Annotated in this window: 16 protein-coding genes; 9 read left to right on the top strand and 7 right to left on the bottom strand. The window is 72.7% G+C overall.

Going from position 1 to position 19,013, the window contains the following annotated elements:
* Positions 1 to 15 precede the first annotated feature (15 nt).
* From AMK22_RS20015 to AMK22_RS20000, 4 genes are all read right to left on the bottom strand, one after another.
* Positions 16 to 1,353, bottom strand: a complete 1,338-nt coding sequence (locus tag AMK22_RS20015) for a UDP-glucose dehydrogenase family protein (RefSeq protein WP_073786843.1) — start codon at positions 1,351 to 1,353, stop codon at positions 16 to 18.
* Between the two features lie 32 nt (positions 1,354 to 1,385).
* A complete protein-coding gene (locus AMK22_RS20010; protein ID WP_073786841.1) occupies positions 1,386 to 1,616 on the bottom strand; it encodes a hypothetical protein in 231 nt (76 codons plus the stop codon).
* Between the two features lie 240 nt (positions 1,617 to 1,856).
* Entirely contained in the window at positions 1,857 to 3,977 is a 2,121-nt protein-coding gene (locus AMK22_RS20005) for an AfsR/SARP family transcriptional regulator (protein ID WP_242434059.1), read from the bottom strand.
* Between the two features lie 467 nt (positions 3,978 to 4,444).
* A complete protein-coding gene (locus AMK22_RS20000) occupies positions 4,445 to 4,792 on the bottom strand; it encodes a hypothetical protein (protein ID WP_242434058.1) in 348 nt (115 codons plus the stop codon).
* A 92-nt stretch (positions 4,793 to 4,884) separates the two neighbouring features.
* On the opposite strand from AMK22_RS20000, the gene AMK22_RS19995 reads away from it, so the two are divergent.
* Positions 4,885 to 5,871 carry a LuxR C-terminal-related transcriptional regulator gene (locus AMK22_RS19995; RefSeq protein WP_073786838.1) on the top strand — a complete coding sequence of 329 codons (987 nt, stop codon included), beginning with the start codon at positions 4,885 to 4,887 and terminating at the stop codon, positions 5,869 to 5,871.
* Positions 5,872 to 6,279: 408 nt separating this feature from the next.
* Here the strand turns inward: AMK22_RS19995 and AMK22_RS19990 are convergent, their stop codons facing one another.
* Positions 6,280 to 7,263: a UDP-glucuronic acid decarboxylase family protein gene (locus AMK22_RS19990; protein ID WP_073786836.1), complete on the bottom strand. Its 984-nt coding sequence runs from the start codon at positions 7,261 to 7,263 to the stop codon at positions 6,280 to 6,282.
* Positions 7,264 to 7,638: 375 nt separating this feature from the next.
* Here AMK22_RS19990 and AMK22_RS19985 point away from each other — a divergent pair, with 375 nt between their 5' ends.
* The 8 genes from AMK22_RS19985 to AMK22_RS19950 all read left to right on the top strand — a co-directional run bounded on the left by AMK22_RS19985 (position 7,639) and on the right by AMK22_RS19950 (position 16,842).
* Positions 7,639 to 8,394 (top strand): HalD/BesD family halogenase, encoded by a 756-nt coding sequence (locus AMK22_RS19985; RefSeq protein ID WP_073786834.1) that lies wholly within the window; start codon positions 7,639 to 7,641, stop codon positions 8,392 to 8,394.
* A 45-nt stretch (positions 8,395 to 8,439) separates the two neighbouring features.
* The gene (locus AMK22_RS19980) at positions 8,440 to 9,438 is read left to right on the top strand and encodes a glycosyltransferase family 2 protein (RefSeq protein WP_073786975.1); all 999 of its coding nucleotides are present in this window, start codon (positions 8,440 to 8,442) and stop codon (positions 9,436 to 9,438) included.
* Positions 9,435 to 10,724, top strand: coding sequence for an ATP-grasp domain-containing protein (locus AMK22_RS19975; protein ID WP_073786832.1), 1,290 nt, complete (start codon positions 9,435 to 9,437; stop codon positions 10,722 to 10,724). Before AMK22_RS19980 ends, AMK22_RS19975 begins: the two co-directional genes overlap by 4 nt.
* The gene (locus AMK22_RS19970) at positions 10,721 to 11,473 is read left to right on the top strand and encodes a hypothetical protein (protein WP_242434057.1); all 753 of its coding nucleotides are present in this window, start codon (positions 10,721 to 10,723) and stop codon (positions 11,471 to 11,473) included. The genes AMK22_RS19975 and AMK22_RS19970 overlap by 4 nt, the downstream gene beginning before the upstream one ends.
* A 40-nt stretch (positions 11,474 to 11,513) precedes the next feature.
* A complete protein-coding gene (locus AMK22_RS19965; RefSeq protein ID WP_073786830.1) occupies positions 11,514 to 12,821 on the top strand; it encodes a phenylacetate--CoA ligase family protein in 1,308 nt (435 codons plus the stop codon).
* Positions 12,818 to 14,185: a hypothetical protein gene (locus tag AMK22_RS19960; RefSeq protein WP_073786828.1), complete on the top strand. Its 1,368-nt coding sequence runs from the start codon at positions 12,818 to 12,820 to the stop codon at positions 14,183 to 14,185. Before AMK22_RS19965 ends, AMK22_RS19960 begins: the two co-directional genes overlap by 4 nt.
* Before the next feature lie 87 nt (positions 14,186 to 14,272).
* Complete coding sequence (locus tag AMK22_RS19955) at positions 14,273 to 15,790, top strand: cation:proton antiporter (RefSeq protein ID WP_079186288.1); 1,518 nt, start codon at positions 14,273 to 14,275, stop codon at positions 15,788 to 15,790.
* A complete protein-coding gene (locus AMK22_RS19950; RefSeq protein ID WP_073786827.1) occupies positions 15,787 to 16,842 on the top strand; it encodes an NAD-dependent epimerase/dehydratase family protein in 1,056 nt (351 codons plus the stop codon). The genes AMK22_RS19955 and AMK22_RS19950 overlap by 4 nt, the downstream gene beginning before the upstream one ends.
* Positions 16,843 to 16,926: 84 nt before the next feature.
* Here AMK22_RS19950 and AMK22_RS19945 read toward each other — a convergent pair whose 3' ends face one another.
* Positions 16,927 to 18,237: a phenylacetate--CoA ligase family protein gene (locus AMK22_RS19945; protein ID WP_073786825.1), complete on the bottom strand. Its 1,311-nt coding sequence runs from the start codon at positions 18,235 to 18,237 to the stop codon at positions 16,927 to 16,929.
* Positions 18,234 to 19,013, bottom strand: a complete 780-nt coding sequence (locus AMK22_RS19940) for a hypothetical protein (protein ID WP_242434056.1) — start codon at positions 19,011 to 19,013, stop codon at positions 18,234 to 18,236. The genes AMK22_RS19945 and AMK22_RS19940 overlap by 4 nt, the downstream gene beginning before the upstream one ends.

Here is a 19,013-nt window from a genome sequence, read left to right as displayed (position 1 = left end):
ACGGGGCCACGGGCCCTACCGGGTGGCTCCGCCGTACCGCGTCGCCCGGCCCACGCTCATGTACGTGAAGCCCGCGTCCAGCAGTGCCTCGGGGTCCAGCAGGTTGCGGCCGTCGAGGATCAGCGGGGCGCGCATGCGGCGGGCCGCGGCATGCCAGTCGACGTCGGCCAGTTCGGGCCACTCGGTGACGAGTACGGCCGCGTCGGCGTCCGTCACGGCGCCCGCCACGTCCTGGTGACGGGTCGTCGAGGTCCAGGGCTCGGCCTCGCCGGGGCGGGCCATCGGGTCCCAGCAGGTCACCTCCGCGCCCTCGGCCAGGAGACGGGAGGCGATGACGGTGCTGGGGGCCTCGCGCATGTCGTCCGTACCGGGCTTGAACGTCAGGCCGAGGAGGGCGACGCGGCGTCCCCGCAGCCCGCCCAGTTCGGACTTCAGTCGCTGGATGGCGCGCCGGGGCTGGAGCTCGTTGACCTCGATGACGGCGTTGAGGAGCTGGAAGGGATAGCCGGAGTTGCTGGCCATCGCCCGCAGCGCCCGGGAGTCCTTCGGGAAGCACGAACCCCCGTATCCGAGACCGGCGTTGAGGAAGTGCGGCCCGAGCCGGTGGTCGCGGCCGACCGCGCGGGCCACCTGCGTGATGTCCGCCCCGGTGGCCTCGCACACGGTCGCGATCTCGTTGATGAAGGTGATCTTCGTGGCGAGCAGCGCGTTGGACGCGAGCTTCACCATCTCGGCCGACGCGACATCCATGGTCTCCACCGGTCCTTCGATGCCGGTGTAGAGCCCCTCCACCCAGTGCGCGGTGGCCTCGTCGGAGGCTCCGATCACCACGCGGTCGGGGTGCAGGAAGTCGGCGACCGCGCTTCCCTCGGCGGTGAACTCGGGGTTCGAGGCGTAGCCGACGCCGCTCAGGCCGGCCTCGTCGAGGGCGGCCCGCACCCGGCTGCCGGTGCCGACCGGCACCGTGCTCTTCACCACGATCGCGACCAGATGCGACGCGGTGTTCTTCAGCGCCTCGACGACGGCCCACACCCGGGAGAGGTCGGCGTCGCCGGACGCCGTGGGCGGGGTGTCGACACAGACGAACACCGCTTCGGCGTCCTGTACGGCCTCGTCCGCGTCGAGGGTGAACGACAGCCGTTCCTTGTTCCGGATGATCAGGTCGCCGAGGCCGGGTTCGAAGAACGGGACGTCGCCGGAGCGCAGCAGCTCGATCCGCTCCGGCTGGATGTCGCGTACCACCACCCGGTGACCGAGTTCGGCGAAGCAGGCCCCGGTCACCAGGCCGATGTAACCCGCGCCGAACACGGCGATCCGGCGGGGTGCGGGAGAGAGGGTCGTGGTGTCAGTCATGGATGGCAGGTGTCCTTCGGGCGGCGCGCGTGTCAGCCACGGCGCCGTTGGTTTCTCGGATGGTTGCGGGCGGTGCGTTCGTTGCCGAACTTGTAGGAGCCGGTCCAGCGGGCCATGACGGCCTGTTCGTCACCGGATTCGATCTCGGCGACGAACTGCGCGGCGCGGGGGCCGCGCAGGGTGGTGGCCTTGCGGCCGCGGTGGGTGATGACGACCGTACCGTCGGCGCGGGTCTCGTAACTGAATCCAGAAGGTGCGGGCATGTGCGGACTGTGCCTCATCTCCGTCGGTGCCGCCAGGTGGAGACCGGCGACGGTGTGCCGCGGGGCGGGTCGTACGAGCGGCGGGCGGCGGACGCGGCCCTCACACCCCCGGGCCGGCTCCGCTCGACTCGGGCCTGCGCGGGGTCACGGGCCTGCCCGGGTCGGCACGGCCGGTGCGGGCCGGAGTCGGTCGGGCTCGCCCGATGGGTGCGGGCGCGGCCCCGGTCCTCGCCGTACGGGTCAGTTCGCCCGGCCGGCGCGGACGCGGACCGGGGCCGGTCCCAGCGACAGCGGGAGCGGGACGCCGACCGCGCACCGTACCGGCGGCAGAGGTCCGGCCGCCGCCCCCACCGGGACCACCGGTCCGGCCGCGGACCGCACGGACGCCGACAGCGGAACGCCGGTGCCGGACCGTACCGGCAGAGGCAGCGGTACGCCGCCCTCCTCCCGGGCCAGCAACTCCCCGGCGAACAGCCGGACCAGCGGGTGCAGCCGGTGGCCGGGGCCGCCGCCGAGGTCGACCCGCTCGGTCCAGTACTCCTCGGCGAGCCCGTCGAGCAGGTCCTCGGCCCGGTCGGGCCCGACGCCGAGCGCGCGGGCGGCGGTCTGTGGCGGCACGGGGTGCGGGCCCAGCGCCGACAGGAACCGCAGGGCGCGTCGGCCCGGCGGGGCGAGTCTGCGATACCCGTCCATCAGGCTCTCCCGCACCGACAGGTCGCCCAGGGCGAGTTCGTCCAGGGCCCGGTCCGATGCGGTCAGCCGCCGGGCGAGCGTCGCCAGCGGACGCAGTGGCCGGGCGGCGGCCCGCAGACCGGCGATGCGCAGCGCCAGCGGCAGCCCCGCGCACGCCTCGACGACGGCTTCGGCCGCCCGGGGTTCGGCGGCGGTACGGGCCGGGCCCGCCAGCGCGTCGAACAATCCGCGGGCGTCCGCCGCGGGCAGCGGGCGCAGTGCGATCCGGCCCACGCCGTCGAGGGCGGGCAGCGCGCAGCGGCTCGTGATCAGGGCCGCGCAGCCTTCGGTCACCGGCAGCAGCGGGCGCAGCCGGCGCTCGTCGGCCGCGTCGTCGAGGATGAGCAGCAGCCGCCGGTCCGCGATCCGGGTGCGATAGGCCCGTACCCGGTCGTCGGAACCGGCCGGAATCCGGTCGGGGGCCACACCGAGCAGCCGCAGCAGCTCGGCGAGCGCGTCCGCCGGGTCGAGCGGGTCCGGGCCGGAGCCGCGGAGGTCGAGGTGGATCTGACCGTCCGGGTAGCGGTGCCGGACCCGGTGCGCGGTCCGGAGCACCACGGCCGTCTTGCCGACACCGATCATGCCGGTCACGACGTGCACGGCCGGTTCGCCGCCGCGCGGGCGGTGGTCGCTCAGGGCCGTGCTCAGCCGCAGCACCTCCTGGTCGCGGCCGATGAAGCGGACGGGTGCGGGCGGCAGTTCGGCGGGGACGGGGAGCGGGGCGGGGACAGGGGCGGGGGTTGCGGCGGCCGGCGCGGTGGTGGCCGGTACGGCGGCGGTGGGAACGGGGCGCGGCTGGAGCAGGGACGGGTGGCCGGTGAGCAGGGCCTGGTGCAGTCGCTGGAGTTCGGCGCAGGGGTCCAGTCCCAGCTCCTCGGCCAGCGTGGCGCGGGCGGCCCGGTAGGCGGCGAGTGCGTCGGCCTGCCGGCCCGCCCGGTACAGCGCGGTCATCAGCTTCGCGCGCAGTCCCTCGCGCAGCGGGTGGGAGGCGATCTCGGCGATGAGTTCGGGGATCAGCTCGCCGTGCCGCCCCAGTTCCAAGTCGGCGTCCATACGCCGTTCGAGGGCGACCAGGCGCTCCTCCTCCAGCCGGTCGCGCCCGGCGACGACGAGCGGGTCACAGACGCCGCCCAGCGCCTCGCCCCGCCAGCAGGCAAGGGCGTCGCGCAGGGTGTCGGCCGCGGTCCGCGCGTCACCCGCGGCGAGCGCGGCGGCACCGCGCGCCGCCCGCTCCTGGAAGGCGAGCAGGTCGACGTGGACGCCGTGCTCCGGCAGCCGGATGAGGTAGCCGGGGCGGCGGCGCTCCACGTCGATGCCGGGGCCGAGCAGTCGGCGCACCCGGGAGGCGTACGTGTGGATCTGGGCGGTGCAGGTGGCCGGCGGGCGGTCGCCCCACAGCAGTGCGGTGAGCTCGGTGTCGGCGACGACCCGGCCGCGGGCCATCAGCAGGGCCGCCAGGACCGTGCGGGGTTTGGCGCCGCCGAGGTTGAGCGGGGCGGCGCCACGGTGGGCCTCCACCGGCCCGAGCAGATTCAGGTACAGGGTTTCCGTCGTGTCCGAACGCGCGGCTCGCGCCATGTCCGGGTGCGGGGCTCGCGCGTCGGGGTACGGGGTCTGCGTCGCGGCCACGGGGTCACGGACCCCAGATGTTGCCGGACTGGCCCGTGCGGTACCCGTGGAAGCCTGTGCGGCAGTCGTGGGGGTGAGGGCCGGGCGTCGCGGCGGTGAGTGTCCAGGTGCGGGTGCTTCCGTAGGAAAGGTGCATCGTGTTCCCCCTGTTGTGCGCACGGGGCCGGGTCCGGTCACGTGCGGCGGTCTCCCCTTGGAGCCTGTCGGGTGACCTCTGGCCGGGCGTGGCCGCCCGGTCGGAGGTCACCCGACAGGCTCTTACCGGTACGGGCGGGCCTCGTGTGGTCGTACGAAGATCTGCCGTGAGGCTTCGCCGTTCTGGCGAGGCGTCCTGACCGGTGGTATCAACTCTGCGCGATGGCCAGAACTTTGCACAGGGTTGACTCTGTCAGGGAGCTGCAATGGCAGGACTCGGACAAGATCGCAGACGGCGCCGCGGTGCGGCGCCCGCTCGTGGCGACGGCCCGTCACCAGGGGTTGCTCTCGTAGGCCAGCAGCTCGACCAGCATGGTCAGCGGCACGACCGACCCCCTCGTGAAGCGCGCCGGACACCGCGCCAGGACGTCGTCGGCGGCACGTTCGGCGTCCGCCAGGGTGGGCTGGCACAGAAAGAGCACCGCGGCCCCCGAGGGCGCCGGCTGGGCGTAGATGTGCTCCACCCCGTGGCGGGAACGGACCGCCCCCCACAGCGCCGCGCCGACGTCACCGGCCCAGCGGCCGTGGGCCGGATCGGGGTGAAGGTTCACGACGTACATGACGACCGCCTTCCACTTGCTATAGCCGATTCCGTGGAACTCCTGTGAACTTTCGGCCATCGAATAAGGTGTTGGCTCACATCGGCCGCACCCGCCACCCAGGTGGGTGTCGCGTGCGGACTGTGGGGCTTCTGCCTTTGGGGGAGGGATAGATGCTGCGTCAACTGGGCCTCGGGCCGGACGAGGAAGCGGTGTACCGCGCGATGCTCGCCGGCGGTACAGGGGGCATTTCCGGTCTCGCAAGTCAATTGGGCTGGACGGAGGAGCGCTTTCGTGCAGCGCTGGACCGGCTGGCCGCGCTCTCGCTCGTGCGCCCGTCGGCGGACGGCGGTCCGGGACGGCCCGTCGATCCCGAACTGGGACTGACCGCGCTCCTGATGAGCCAGGAGGAGGAGGTTCTCGAACGCCAGCGCCAGATCAGCGCGAGCCGGCTCGCCATGACCCGGATGCTGGCCGATATTCGCGCCTCGGGCGGCCAGACCGCCAACGAGGTGCAGAAGCTCAGGACGATGGACCAGATCCAGTCCAAGATCGAGCATCTCGCGAGCACCTGCACCACCGAGGTGGCGGCGTTCGTACCGGGCGGCGCGCAGAGCGCGGAGAACCTGGACGCCGCCCGGCCGCTCGACCGGGCGGCCGTCGACCGGGGCGTCCAGCTGCGGTACGTGTTCCTCGACAGCGCCGCGAACTCGCCGGCCACCCGGGAGTACGTCAACTGGCTCGGGGCGCGCGGCGGTCAGGTACGGACCGTGCCCCGGCTGCCGTCGCGGATGCTCATCTACGACCGGGACACGGCGATCGTCCCGGTGGACCCGACCGCCGCGGATCTGGGCGCCCTCGTGCTGCACGGCACCGGCGCCGTGGCCGCGCTGCTGGCCTTCTTCGAACACACCTGGCAGCAGGCGCGCCCGCTGGGCGAGACCGCGCCCCGTACCGGCGAGGACCCGCTCTCGCCGCCGGAACGGGCGGTGCTCGAACTGCTCGGCCAGGGCATGACGGACGACGCGATCGCCCGTCAGCTGGGGGTGTCGGTGCGCACGACCCGGCGCATCACGGCCGACCTGATGCAACGGCTCGGCGCCCGCAGCCGGTTCGAGGCGGGTGTCCTCGCCGCCGGCCGGGGCTGGCTCTGCGTCTGAAACCCGCCCTCGCCGTCCTCGCGGACCGGTGAGGAGCCCCCGCGGGTCGGCGAGCAGACCTCGCGGACCGGCGAGGACCCCTCCCGGGCCGGCGTCGGGCGCCGGACGTGGCGCATCGCCTGGTGTCCGGTGCGGTGTGCCGTCCGGCGCCCGACGCGCGTGCGGACACTCCCGGCGGAACTCCAGGCACCCGCGGCGGGACCCCGGGCAGCCCCGGCGCGCATCCGGGCGCTCCCGGCCGGACGGCGGGCTCACCCGCCGGGCCTCCGGGCACCCCCGACCGGCCTTCGGGCCACCCCGACCGGCCTTTGGGCCACCCCGGCCGGACGGGACCTTCGAGAAACTGCCCAGGGCCGACACGTCGATCCCCCTCGTCGCACAACTGCTCGACCAGGATGCCGGTCGTGCCTACAAATCCTCTGCACCCGTCAGTTGCAGGGCCCCGCGCTCGCCCCGGGACAGGCTCTGGAACCACGCGACGGTCTCCGCCAGGCCCCGCGCGGTGCTGAACGTCGGCCGCCAGTCGAGGTCCTCGCGGGCCCGGGTGGTGTCCGGGCGGCGGACCGACGGGTCGTCCACCGGCCGCGGCACCCGCGCGATGGCGGACGGGGACGCGGTGAGTTCACGGATCCACTCGGCGAGCCGGAGCATCGAGATCTCCTCCTGGTTGCCGAGGTTGACCGGACCGGCCAGCGTGTGCCCGGCCATCCGCACCAGGCCGTCGACCAGATCGGACACGTAGCACAGCGACCGGGTCTGCGACCCGTCACCGGCCACCGTGATCGGCTCCCCGGCGAGCGCCTGCCGGATGAACGTGGGCACGGCACGGCCGTCGTGGGCGCGCATGCGGGGCCCGTACGTGTTGAAGATGCGGACGATGCCGGTGTCGACGCCGTGCGTACGCCGGTAGGCCATGGTCAGCGCCTCGGCGTACCGCTTCGCCTCGTCGTACACGGACCGCGGCCCGATCGGGTTGACGTTGCCCCAGTAGCTCTCGGGCTGCGGATGCACCAGCGGGTCGCCGTACGTCTCCGACGTGGAGGCGAGCACGAACCGGGCGTTCTTCTCCCGGGCGAGGTCCAGCAGATGGCGGGTTCCCTCGGACCCCACCCGAAGGGTCTCCAGCGGCAGTTCGAGGTAGTCGACGGGTGACGCGGGCGAGGCGAGGTTCAGTACGGCCGTGACCTCGCCCTCGACGGCGAGCGGCCCCTCGCACACATCGGCCTCGATCAGCCGGAACCCGTGCTCGTCCGCCAAGTGGGCCACGTTCTGCGGATCGCCGGTGCTGAAGTTGTCGACGCAGACGACGCCCCAGCCGTCCGCGAGCAGCCGTTCGCACAGATGCGAGCCGAGGAAACCCGCCCCGCCGGCCACTACAGCTGTCCTGGCCATTCTCATACCCTCCCTGGAATCGCGTCCCCCGGATTCGCGTCCCCGGAATCACGTCCCTGGAATCGCATGGCGTACCCGTACGGGAATCGCAGGATTGATCCCCGGGGCGCATTGGAATGTGACAGGAAGATACCGGCCACCGCAAGCGTGCATTTCTCATCGACTGCCCCGGCATGAAGATCTCACATGCGATGTGGGTTCCTCATACGGGGCGGTCGGCGAAGGTTGTTCACGCGTAATCGGTGAACGGGACACTACCGGCACCTGCGGGCCTCCCGGCAGAATCGAGCCGTCAACAGCGACCGGGCACGGGGAGCGCGGGGAAACCCGAACCGTGAATTCCGGCAGCCGCAATGCGTAAGGAGTCGTACCCCCATGTCGCAGAACGCCATCACCGCGGCCAATGTGGAAGAGCTGATCTCGAAGAACATCACGGAGCGCTTCAGCAGCGACCACGAAGTCCTCAAGCTCTCCCAGCACTTCCGCCGCGAGGGCTACGTCAAGCTTCCCGGCCTGGTCTCCGAGGAGGTCTTCGCCGCGGTCGCCGACGAGACGCACCAGCTGATCGACACCCACCAGAAGCGCATCGACATCCGCCTCAAGGAGACCGGCGACTCGCCGCGCTACATGTCGACGGTCGGCCAGAAGGCGATCGCCTCGGACGGCTCGCTCATCCCCGCCGTCTACGAGTCCCCCGCGCTCAAGGGCTTCCTGTCCCGCCTGGCCAAGGAAGAGGTGATGGACTGCCCGTGGGACGAGGAGAAGTACATCATCACCCGCCAGCACCAGAAGGGTGACACCCACGGCTGGCACTGGGGCGACTTCAGCTTCACCGTCATCTGGCTGATCGAGGCGCCGGCCCTGGAGTTCGGCGGCATGCTCCAGGCCATCCCGCACACGGACTGGAACAAGGACGACCCGCGCGTCGAGGAGTACCTCCAGGAGCACCCGATCCGCTCCTACGGGCACGCCAAGGGCGACCTGTACTTCCTGCGCTCCGACACCACGCTGCACCGCACGGTCCCGCTGAACGCGGACAAGACCCGCATCATCCTCAACACCTGCTGGGCCGGCGGCGCCGACCTGTCGAAGACCGCCACGCACGAGACCATGACGGCGATGTTCGACTAGGAATCAGAAATTCCGAAGGGGCGGAACAAGAGAGAGCTGCGAATGATGGCCAGGTTGCCTGCCACGCTTTCGATCACCGCGATGGTGCCCTGTTACAACGAGGAGGAGTGCATAGAGCAGGCATACCTGGAAATCAAGAAGGAGATATACCGGTACGAGGATTCCGAGATCCTCTTCATCGACGACGGAAGCACCGACCGCACTCTTGAGATCATCAAGCGAATAGCCGCGTCGGACCCGCGCGTCGCCTATCTCTCGTTCGCCCGCAACTTCGGTCTCGAATCGGCCTTCACCGCCGGATTCGCCTACGCCTCGAAGGAATGGACGGTCCAGCTCGACGCCGACCTCCAGTCCCCGCCCGCCGAACTCCACAGGCTGGCGGGGCGGGCCGTGGAGGGCGACTACGACGCGGTCTTCGCGGTCCGCAGGTCCCGTCAGGACCCCTGGTACCGCCGGCTCGGCACCCGGGGCCACCAGGCCATCGCCACCCGGATCCTCGGCATCGAACTGCCCGTGCACGCCTCGGTGTTCCGGGTGGTGCGCACCGCGGTGGCCCGCAAGGTCGCCGACTGCGAGGTCAGCACCCCGTACTTCATCGCCACTCTGCCGCTGATCGGCGCGCGGTACACCACGGTGGAGACCGCGCACTCCGCGCGCAGCGCGGGCCGGGGCAAGTGGTCGCTGGGCAAGCTGTTCCGGCACGCGATCGACCTGTTCGTCGGCTTCTCCTACCGGCCCCTCGCCCTCGTCTACGTCGCGGCGGCGGCAGCCGCCGCTGCCGCCGCGGCGCTCGCGATCGGCCACGGCGACGTCCCCCTCCTCGCCACCGCGTCCGTGGTCCTGCACGCCGCCGGTCTCGGCGCGCTCGCGCTGCTCGCCCGCTACCTGGTGCGCATCATGCGCGGCAGCGCCGGCCTGCCGCGCTACCAGATCCGCGAGGCCAACATCCCCGTACGGCCGCGCGACGACCTCTACGCGTACCAGAACGAGCCCACCGGCCGGGTGACCCCCGGACCGATGCTGCAGACAGGGAATCTGCCATGACCAAGTCCCACATCCTCGTGCTCGGCGGGGGCGAGGACCAGCTGCCCGCCTACCACGAGGCCCGCCGCCTCGGCCACGGCGTCATCGGCGTCGACCAGCGCCCCGAGGCGCTCGGTGCCGCCGCCGCCGACCTGTTCCTGTGCATGACGACCCGCGATCCGCAGCGGATCGCGGCCATGGTCGGGCACCTCGACGTCGCGGCGGTCGTCTCGCCCGCCAGCGACGCGGCCCAGGAATCGGTCGCCGAACTGAGCAGACTCCTGAAGACCCCGCACCAGCCGTCCCCGGACGCCGTACGGGCCTCCGTCGACAAGGGCTATTTCCACTCCGTCCTCGCCCGGCTCGGCCTGCCCACCTACCGCCACGTCCAGTCCGACGATCCCGCCGAACTGCGCCGGGCCGCCGCCGAGTTGCCGATGCCCGTCATCGTCAAGCCGAGCGACTCCTCCGGCAGCAAGGGCGTCCAGGTCGTCGCCGACCCCGAGGCGCTGCCCGCGGCCCTCGACGAGGCGCGGCGCTACTCCTTCTCCGGGCAGGTGATCGTCGAGGAGATGCTGCTCGGCCGGCACCTGTCCGCCGAGGCGTTCCTGCAGAGCGCCCGGCTCGGCACCGTCGCCGTGACCGAACGCACCACCACCGGCGCCCCCCGGATGATCACCACCGGCCACACGGTGCCGGCCGAACTGGCGCCCGCCACGGAGATCCGGCTCCGCTCCCTGATCATGGACGTCTGCGGGGAGCTCGGACACGTCGACGGCCCGGTCAACTTCGACTTCGTCGTCGACGAGCACACCGAGGAGATCCGCTTCATCGAGATGGGCGCCCGGCTCGGCGGCAACGGCATGCCGCTCCTGGTCAAGCACGCCTACGGCATCAACACCTACGAGGCCGCGCTGCGCCTCGCGCTGGGCGAGGACTTCGACCTGACGCCTCGCCACAACAAGAAGACGGCCCTGCGGATCCTCACCAGCGACACTGACGGCGTCCTGCGCGCCGTCGAGGGGGCCGACGCCGTCCGCGCCCTGCCGCAGACCGCCGAACTCCAGATCTTCGCGAGCCCCGGCGGCAAGGTCCACCGCTATACCCAGGCGGGCCACAAGCTCGGCTACCTCCTGCTCGTCGCCGACAGCCACGCCGAACTCCGCGAGGCGCGCGCCCGCGCCGACGCCCTGCTGCGCTTCGACGTGGAACCCGACCCGGACCGCGCCCCCGAGATCCCGCCCGCCACCGACGCCGCTCCCGGCCCCGGCTCCGACACCCGACTCCTTACGGAGAAGACCCCTTGAACACCGTCCGGCGCAACGCGCCCTTCCTGATCCTCTTCGTACTCGCCGGTCTCTTCGCGGGCATCGTGTGGTTCGTCATGCCCCACGACCGCGAGGTCAAGAGCCTCGGCATCCTGCTGTTCAAGCTGGTGCCGTTCATCCTGGCCACCGAGGCGGTCGCCCAGCTCGACCCGGCATGGGCCAGAAGGATCCACCTCCACCTGGCGATACCGCTCTGCTTCCTCGTCTACTTCATCTACTTCGTGCCGAAGATCTTCTTCGTCGCCGAGGACCACCCCGAGCTCTACTACTACATCCTGACGCTGACGCCGTTCGTCGTGCTGAGCCTCGTCTTCTCGTTCCGCGTCGGCGGCGGCGCCTCCCACCTGGTGCGCCGGCTGTCCTACGCGATGATCCTGCTGATGCTCTCCGGCGTCGAGGACTACGCCTACCTCACCGTCAACGACCACACCGACCCGCAGTGGCAGACCATTCCCGAGGTGTGGACCTGGGCCTCGCACATGACGGTCTTCCTCGGCCATGCCGCCAGCAAGTACGAGGCGTACGCGTTCATCATCACCCACCTCGTGCTCGTCCTGTTCGTGCTGTTCGCGCCCACCCGCTGGTTCACCCCGGTCGCCCGGCTGCTGCGCCGCCCGGGCCGTCCCGGCTCCGAGGTCCGCGGCTCCGGGGCGGGCGACGCCGCCGACCGTGACGCCGCCGACCGCGACGCCAGGACACCCGACGCCGGGGCCCGCGCGGCCGGCTGACGACCGCCCACGCCGAGGAGACGACGAGGAGACGACGACGATGTTCCTCCGAGAGGCCGTGTACGTGCCCGTCACGTACGCCCGCCAGTACGGCACCCGGGGCTCGCTGCGCCGACGCCAGCTGAGCCAGCTCAACCGGATGCTGGCGCACGCCCGCGCCCGGGTGCCGTACTACCGCGACGACCCGGCCTACCGCACCGGGCCGCTGCGCACCCTCGCCGAGGCGGCCCGGCTCCCGGTCCTGAACAAGGAGGTCCTGCGCGCCAGGCCCCTGGAGGACTTCCTCGCCGACGGCGTGACCCCCGGCACCCTGCCGACGTTCCGGACCAGCGGATCCACCGGCCGCCGGGTGACCGTGGTGCACGACCAGCGCAGCCACGACTACCACATGGCCGCGTGCGTGCGCCGGTTCCTGGCGACCCGCCGGTACCTGCCGACCGACCGGCTCTCGCACATCCGGCCCTTCGCGCCGCCCTCGCGCGGCTTCGAGAAGGCCAAGCTGTTCCGCCGTCACGTCCTGCTCACCGACCGGCCCATGGAGGACATCAAGGCCGAACTCCTGGCCGAACGGCCCCAGGTCGTCATCGGGTACCCGGTGCACCTGCGGGCCCTGCTCCGGGCCCTGACACCGGCCGAACTGGCCGCCCTGCGCCGCACCCTGCGTCTTGTCATGACCGAGTCCGAACTCCTCGTCGACGCCCACCGGGCCCTGTTCGAGAAGGAGTTCGGGGTGCCGGTACGCGACGAGTACTCGGCGTTCGAGGTCCTCAACGTCGCGTACGACTGCCGGTACGGCCGGGCCCACCTCGCGGAGGACCGCCTCCTGGTGGAGATCCTGGACGAGGAGGACCGGCCGCTGCCGGACGGCGCCGAGGGCCGGGTCGTGGTGACCGCGTTCATGGAGCGCGCGATGCCGCTGATCCGCTACGACCTCGGCGACGTCGGCCGGATCGAGACGCGGCCCTGCCCGTGCGGGCGGCGCTTTCGCACCCTGCGCCTGACCGCCGGCCGGGTCAACGACTCGGTCCTGCTGCCGACCGGCCGCCAGCTGTACCCGGACACCTTCCTGCACCTGGCGGCGACCTTCCCGGGCATCGCCGAGTGCGCCGTCCACCAGGACCGCGAGGGTGCGGTGCGGCTCGACGTCGTCCCGGCCGAGGCCATGGACGACGACGCCTGGGACGCGCTGTGCGCGGGGGTGACCGAGCGGCTGCACACCGTGGCCGAGTGCGTGTTCCCGCTGCGGGTCGTCCGGGCCGACCGGATCGCGATCACGGCGGGCGGCAAGGGCCGCTTCGTCACCTCCGAGGTGGTGGCGCCCCGGCCGGTGCCGGCCGACACACCATGACGGCCGCCGCCCCGGCCCCGGCACCGGACCGGGGGACGAACGGGTCCACCCCGAAGGACCGGAAGACGGCCGGGACCGCCCCGCCGGACCAGGACCGGGACCGGGATCCGAGGACGGGCGGGGCGGCCGCCTCGCGGCGGCCCACCGTCGGCCTGCTGACCTCGCTGCTCGCCGGACGCGCCGCCTTCCGGCTCGCCCTGGTCGGTGCGAACGCCGTCCTCCTCGCCAGTTGGGGCCAGGGGCCGTACGCCCACTACGCCGGCGCCATGGGCACCGCCCAGGTCCTCACCACCATCACCTCGCTCGGCATCGAGAAGTCCGCCCTGAAGCTGGTGCCGCGGGCCCGCCGTACCGGCGGCCAGCTGATCACCGTCTTCCTGGCCTGCGCCCTGGCCCTCACCGGTGCCGTCGTGCTGTGGCTGGGCTGCGCGGTGGCGTTCGTCCCGTCCGGCGACCACCGGATGGCGGCGCTGCTCGCCGGGCTGTACGCCGCCCTCCTCGGCCTGAACACGGTCCTCGTCGGGCTGTGCCGGGCACTCGGCCGCAACCGGGCCGACATCGCCAACTTCGCGGCCCTGTCACTGATCATCGTCGCCGGAACCGCCCTCACGGCCCTGCTCGACTGGGGGCCGGTGGCCTTCATCGGCTGGATCCTCGGTGGGACCGCCCTGCTCGACCTGGCCCATCTGCCCGCGCTGTACCGGGCCGCCGCCCGGCCGGTGCGCCGCCGGCTGGTCGCGCCCGCGGTCGGCACCTCCCTGCTCATGGCGTCCGGGGACGTGGCGGCCTCCGGCACGCTCAGCCTGCTCTTCGCCCTGCTCGGCGCCTCCAGCCACCACGAACAGAGCGGCCACCTCTATCTGATGGTGCTCGCCTCGTCCGTGCTGCTGAACGGCTTCGGCTACCTGCTGCGGCTGTTCCAGCCCCATGTGTCGCTGACCCTGCGCGGCGTGGCGGACGCCCGGCTGGACCGCCGGGTCGTCCGGCGGCTGCCGCAGGTCGCGGTGGCCGGGATCCTGTGGACCCCCGCCGCGCTGCTGCTCACCCGGCACGCAGAGCAGAGCGGCCTGGTGTCGCCCCCGGTGGCCGTACTGCTCCTGTACGTGCTGTGCGTACCGCTGTTCTTCGCGGTCGGCAGCCTCAACTACCTGCTGGAGAACGCCACCACGCGCACCCTGCGGGTCACCGCCGCCGGTTCGGTGGCCGGGCTGCTCTGCGCGGTCCTGCTCGGCCTGGTGCTGGTGCCCGCGCTCGGCGCGCTCGGGGCGGTCACCGCGCTCGTGGCCGGGGAGATCGCCCACGTGCTGGCCGCCCGGCTCCTGCTGCGGACCGCCCCGAGGCCCGCCGCCGCACCGGCCCCGTGACCGCACCCGTCACCACCGCACCGTGACCGCCGTGCCCGTGACCACCGTGCCCCGCGCGCGGACCCGACCACCTGAGGAGCTCACCCGATGAATCGTCCTCGGACCACCCGCAGCCCCGCCGAGGAAGAACTGGACGGCGGCATCCCGGCGGACACCGACGCGGCGGGCGGCCGCCCGGCCTGGCGCGGCATCGTCTACCCCCTGCTGATCTCCGTCCTCGCCCTGGGCGCGCTCTTCGCCGTGCTCGGCCTCGGCCTCGGCGTGCCCGACGACCTCCCCCCGGGCACCACCGCGACGCCCCCCGCCGAGGCCACCCAGGCCAGCGAGACGCTGCTGCGCATCGTGGGCGCGCTGGCCGCGGTCGCCGCCGTCGCCGCGGCGGGCGGCGCGCTCGCCCGCAGGCTCGGCCAGCCGCCGGTCGTCGGCGAGATCGCGGCCGGTCTGCTGCTCGGTCCCTCCTGTCTGGGGGCGTTCCTCCCGGTCTCGAAGGAACTGTTCTTCCCCGACGCCGCCCAGCCGGTCCTCGGGCTGCTCGCCCAGGTCGGCCTCATCCTCTTCATGTTCTCCGTGGGCTCCGAGTTCGATCCCTCCCAGCTCCGCCGCAGCGGGCGGGTGGTGGGCGCGGTCAGCCAGGGCAGCATGATCATCCCGTTCGTGCTCGGCGTGCTGTCGTCCGGGCTCGTGTACCACGAGTTCGCCGCCGGGCGCGTGGGCTTCCTGCCCTTCGCGATCTTCCTCGGCACGGCGATGAGCATCACCGCGTTCCCGGTGCTGGCCCGGATCGTCCAGGAGTCGGGCCTGTCCCGGCACCCGCTCGGCACGATGGCGATGACCTGCGCGGCGGCCTGCGATGTCATCGCCTGGGGCGCGCTGGCCACCGCCATGGCCGTGGCCGGGGCGGGCAGCGTCTGGGGAGCCGGCGGCACGGTGCTGCTGGCCGCCGCGGTCGCGGCCGTGGTGCTGCTGCTGGGCCGTCCCCTGGTCCGGGCCGCCGAGCGGTGGGCGGACCGGGCCGGGCTGCCCGCCGCCGCCCGGCTGGTCTTCCTGCTGCTGCTCGTGTTCTCGCTGGCCCGGCTCACCGACCTGATCGGCGTCCACTCCATCTTCGGCGCGTTCCTCGCCGGGCTGCTGCTGCCGCACCGCGCGGGCAGCGCCCTGACCGCCGTGCAGGTCCGGGTCGACTCCCTCAACCGCCGGCTGCTGCTGCCCCTGTTCTTCCTGTCCGTCGGCATGACCGTCGACCTCACCCAGGTCACCGGGCACGCCGGGCTGCTGCTGGCCGCGGCGGTCGCGGTCGTCACCGCGGTGGTCGGCAAGCTCGTCGGAACCGCCGTCACCGCCCGTACCGCGGGGCTGTCCTGGCGGTACTCGCTCGGACTCGGTGTGCTCCTCAACGCCCGCGGCGTCACCGAGATCGTCGTGCTCAGGGCCGGGCTCGACGCCGGGCTCATCAATCAGAACGCGTTCACCGTCCTGGTCGTCATGGCCGTGCTCACCACGGTGATGACCGGCCCCGCACTCGGTCTGCTGGGCCTCGGCAGCCGGTCCGCGACCGGCACTCCCCCGCACTCCGACCCCGTCCCCAGAGAGAAGGAACCAGTATGAACACCGGCAGCACCACCGGCCAGGACACCGCCCCCGTCTCCCTCGTCACCGGCGGCGCCGGCTTCATCGGCTCCCACGTGGCGCGCGAACTCCTCGCCGCGGGCCACCGGGTGATCGTCCTCGACGACCTCAGCGGCGGCGCCCGCGGCAACGTCCCGGCGGGCGCCGAGTTCCGGCACGGCAGCGTCTGCGACCCCGAGGTGGTCGACGCCGTGTTCGCCGCCCACCGCGTCGACTACGTCTTCCACCTCGCCGCGTACGCCGCCGAGGGACTGAGCCACTTCATCAAGCGCTTCAACTACATGAACAACGTGGTCGGCAGCGTCAACCTGATCAACGCCGCCGTCAACGCGGGCTCGGTCAAGTGCTTCGTGTTCACCTCGTCCATCGCCGTCTACGGCGCGGGTCAGCTCCCGATGCGCGAGGACCTCGTACCGGCGCCCGAGGACCCGTACGGCATCGCGAAGTTCTCCGTCGAGCAGGAACTCCACGTCACCCAAAGGATGTTCGGCCTGCCGTACATCATCTTCCGGCCGCACAACGTCTACGGCGAGTACCAGAACATCGGCGACCGGTACCGCAACGTCATCGGCATCTTCATGAACCAGGCGCTGCGCGGCGAGGAGTTCACCGTCTTCGGCGACGGGGAGCAGACCCGCGCGTTCAGCTACATCAAGGACGTGGCTCCGGCCATCGCCCGCTCGGTCCACGTCCCCGAGGCGTACAACGAGATCTTCAACGTCGGCGGCGACCGGGTCTACACCGTCAACCGGATCGCGGCGGCGGTCTGCGAGGCGATGGACGTGGAGCTGCGCGTCAACCACCTTCCCGAGCGCGACGAGGTGCGCGACGCCTACGCCAGCCACGAGAAGGCGCACAAGGTGTTCGGCGCCCCCGAGGCCCCGGTCGAGCTGGAGGACGGCATCGGCCGCATGGCCCGCTGGGTGAAGGAGGTCGGTCCGCAGGAGCCGTCCGTCTTCTCCGGCATCGAGGTCGTCCGCAACCTCCCGCCGTCCTGGCGGGCCGCCCTGGAGGCGCGGCGCTCGATCTGAGCCGGACGACCCGGGGGGGGGCGGGCGCGGACGCGACGACGGCCGTGTCCGGTACGGGGGACCGTACCGGACACGGCCGTCGTCCTACGCCTGCGCCTCCGTCTCCCTCACCACCTTCACGATCTTGATCTTCCCGTTGCGCTCCGGCGCGATGAACGGCACCCGCTCGACCGTCACGTCGAACTCCGGCACCGCCTCCCGCACCGACTCCGCGATCCGGCCGACCACCGACGCCTCCGCGTCCGGCGACAGCACCACCGAGACGGTGACCTGGGCGGGCCGCCGCTGGACCAGCTGCATCCGGGCCACCTCCGGGAAGCCCTGCACCTTGAACGTGAGGAAGTCGGCGTAGAACTCCCGCCCGTCCGCGCCCCGGAAACGGTCCTCGCTGCGCCCCTGCACCCGCAGCACCACCGGGGTCGCCCGTCCGCAGCCGCAGTCGGCCGGGCCGACGGTCACCCGGTCGCCGAGCCGGTAGCGGATCAGCGGCATCGCCTCGCTGTGCAGCCGGGTCACCAGGATCTCGCCCTCCACCACCCGGCTGCCGTCGGCCAGGACCGTCGAACCGTCGTCCCGCTCCACCTCGACCACCACATCCGCGCTCCGCAGGTGCAGCGCGCCGCGCCGGCAGGTACGGGCCACCGTGAACACCTCCACCGAGGCGTACACCTCGTCGCAGCGCGCCCCCAGATGCCCCAGCACCCGGGCCCGCGCGGTCGGCGTCAGCCGCTCACCGCCGAACAGCACCCGGCGCGCGCCGGTGTACCGCACCCCGCGCCGCTCCAGCTCGTCCACGATCGAGGCGATCACATGGGGGAAGCCGACCAGGAACGTCGGCCGGGCCGCCAGGAACGCCTCCACCTGCTCGTCCAGGGTGGCGCTGGTGTCGATGTGGAACGTGCGCAGCACCCCGAACCGCTCCAGCGGGTGCCGCAGGAACGGATTGACCCGGAAGTAAGCCATCCGGTCCCACGGCCGCAGCCCGGACGCCAGCATGTCGTACAGGTACGAGGCCCGCAGATACCCCAGGTCCCGCTCGGAGTTGCGGATGGTGATGGGGATGCCGGACGAGCCGCTGGTAGTGCCCGGCTTGGTGGAGGCGACGGTGAACCCGGCCGCGAGCAGGTCCTCGGCCGGACCGGCGTGGAGGTCCGTACGGTCCAGGACCGGCAGGGACGGCAGATCCTCCGGGCCCCGGAACGCGGCGGCCGTCGCCGGGTCGATCAGCTCCCGGTAGCGCGGCACCCGCGCCTGCGCGTGCCGCACCAGGCCGACCAGCAGCCGCCGCTGCTCCTCGGCCAGCCGCTCCGGCCCGGCCCGGTCCAGGCGCACGGTCCGCACGAGGTTGCGCAGCACGGGTCCGAGCTTCATGACGGGCGAGAGACCCGGGGTCATGGTGTTCTCCGCACGATCGGGGTGCCGTGCACGGGACAGCGCTCCGGCCGGAACCGTTCCGCCGCCTCCGGGCACACGTGCACCAACGTGGGGCGGCGTCTGCGCAGCAGGGTCAGCACGGTCGTGTCGCCGAGCAGCCGCGCGTGCACCCGCCCGGTGTTGAGGTGCAGTTCCCCGCAGGAGGGGGGCACCGCACCGAGATGGCCGAGCCACGGCTCGTACCAGAGCGAGCCGCCGGACGGCCGGGAGCCCGCCGCCTCGGCCAGACTCGTCCGCGCCACCCGCACCAGGTCCCGGCCGCCCGGCGTCCCGGGGTCCCCGACCACCAGGGCGGGGCCCTCGGGCGGCGCGCCGGGCCGGATGCCCGGCTCCGCGTACGGGTCGGTGTGCGCGGTGGCGTCGAGCAGGACCCGCCAGGTGGAGCCGTGGGCCCGCACCGGGTCGCGCAGCGACCGCGCCACCTCGTACACGTCCAGGCCCCTGGTGCGGTGACCGGCCAGCCGCAGCGCCTCGTACAGCTCGGCGGTGCGCTCGGCCATGGGCAGGCCGGGATCGCGGCGGGCGGGCGGCGCCTCGCCCAGCGGCATCAGCAGGTGGCGCCGCTCGTCCGCCTCCGCGCGGGTCAGCGGCGGCAGCGCACCGGTGACGGCATACCGCTCCCGGTAGTGCGGGACCGTGCGCAGGGCGCGCCGCACGGTCCGCGCGTAGGTGGGACGCGGATACGCGTGCCGGGGACGCGTGCGCGGCGGACGCGCGGGCTGGGATCCTCCGGCCAT

Origin of the sequence: Streptomyces sp. CB01580 (genome assembly GCF_001905795.1) — a bacterium.
In the GTDB taxonomy this organism is placed as follows: domain Bacteria; phylum Actinomycetota; class Actinomycetes; order Streptomycetales; family Streptomycetaceae; genus Streptomyces.
This window is presented reverse-complemented; position numbering and strand designations above follow the sequence as displayed.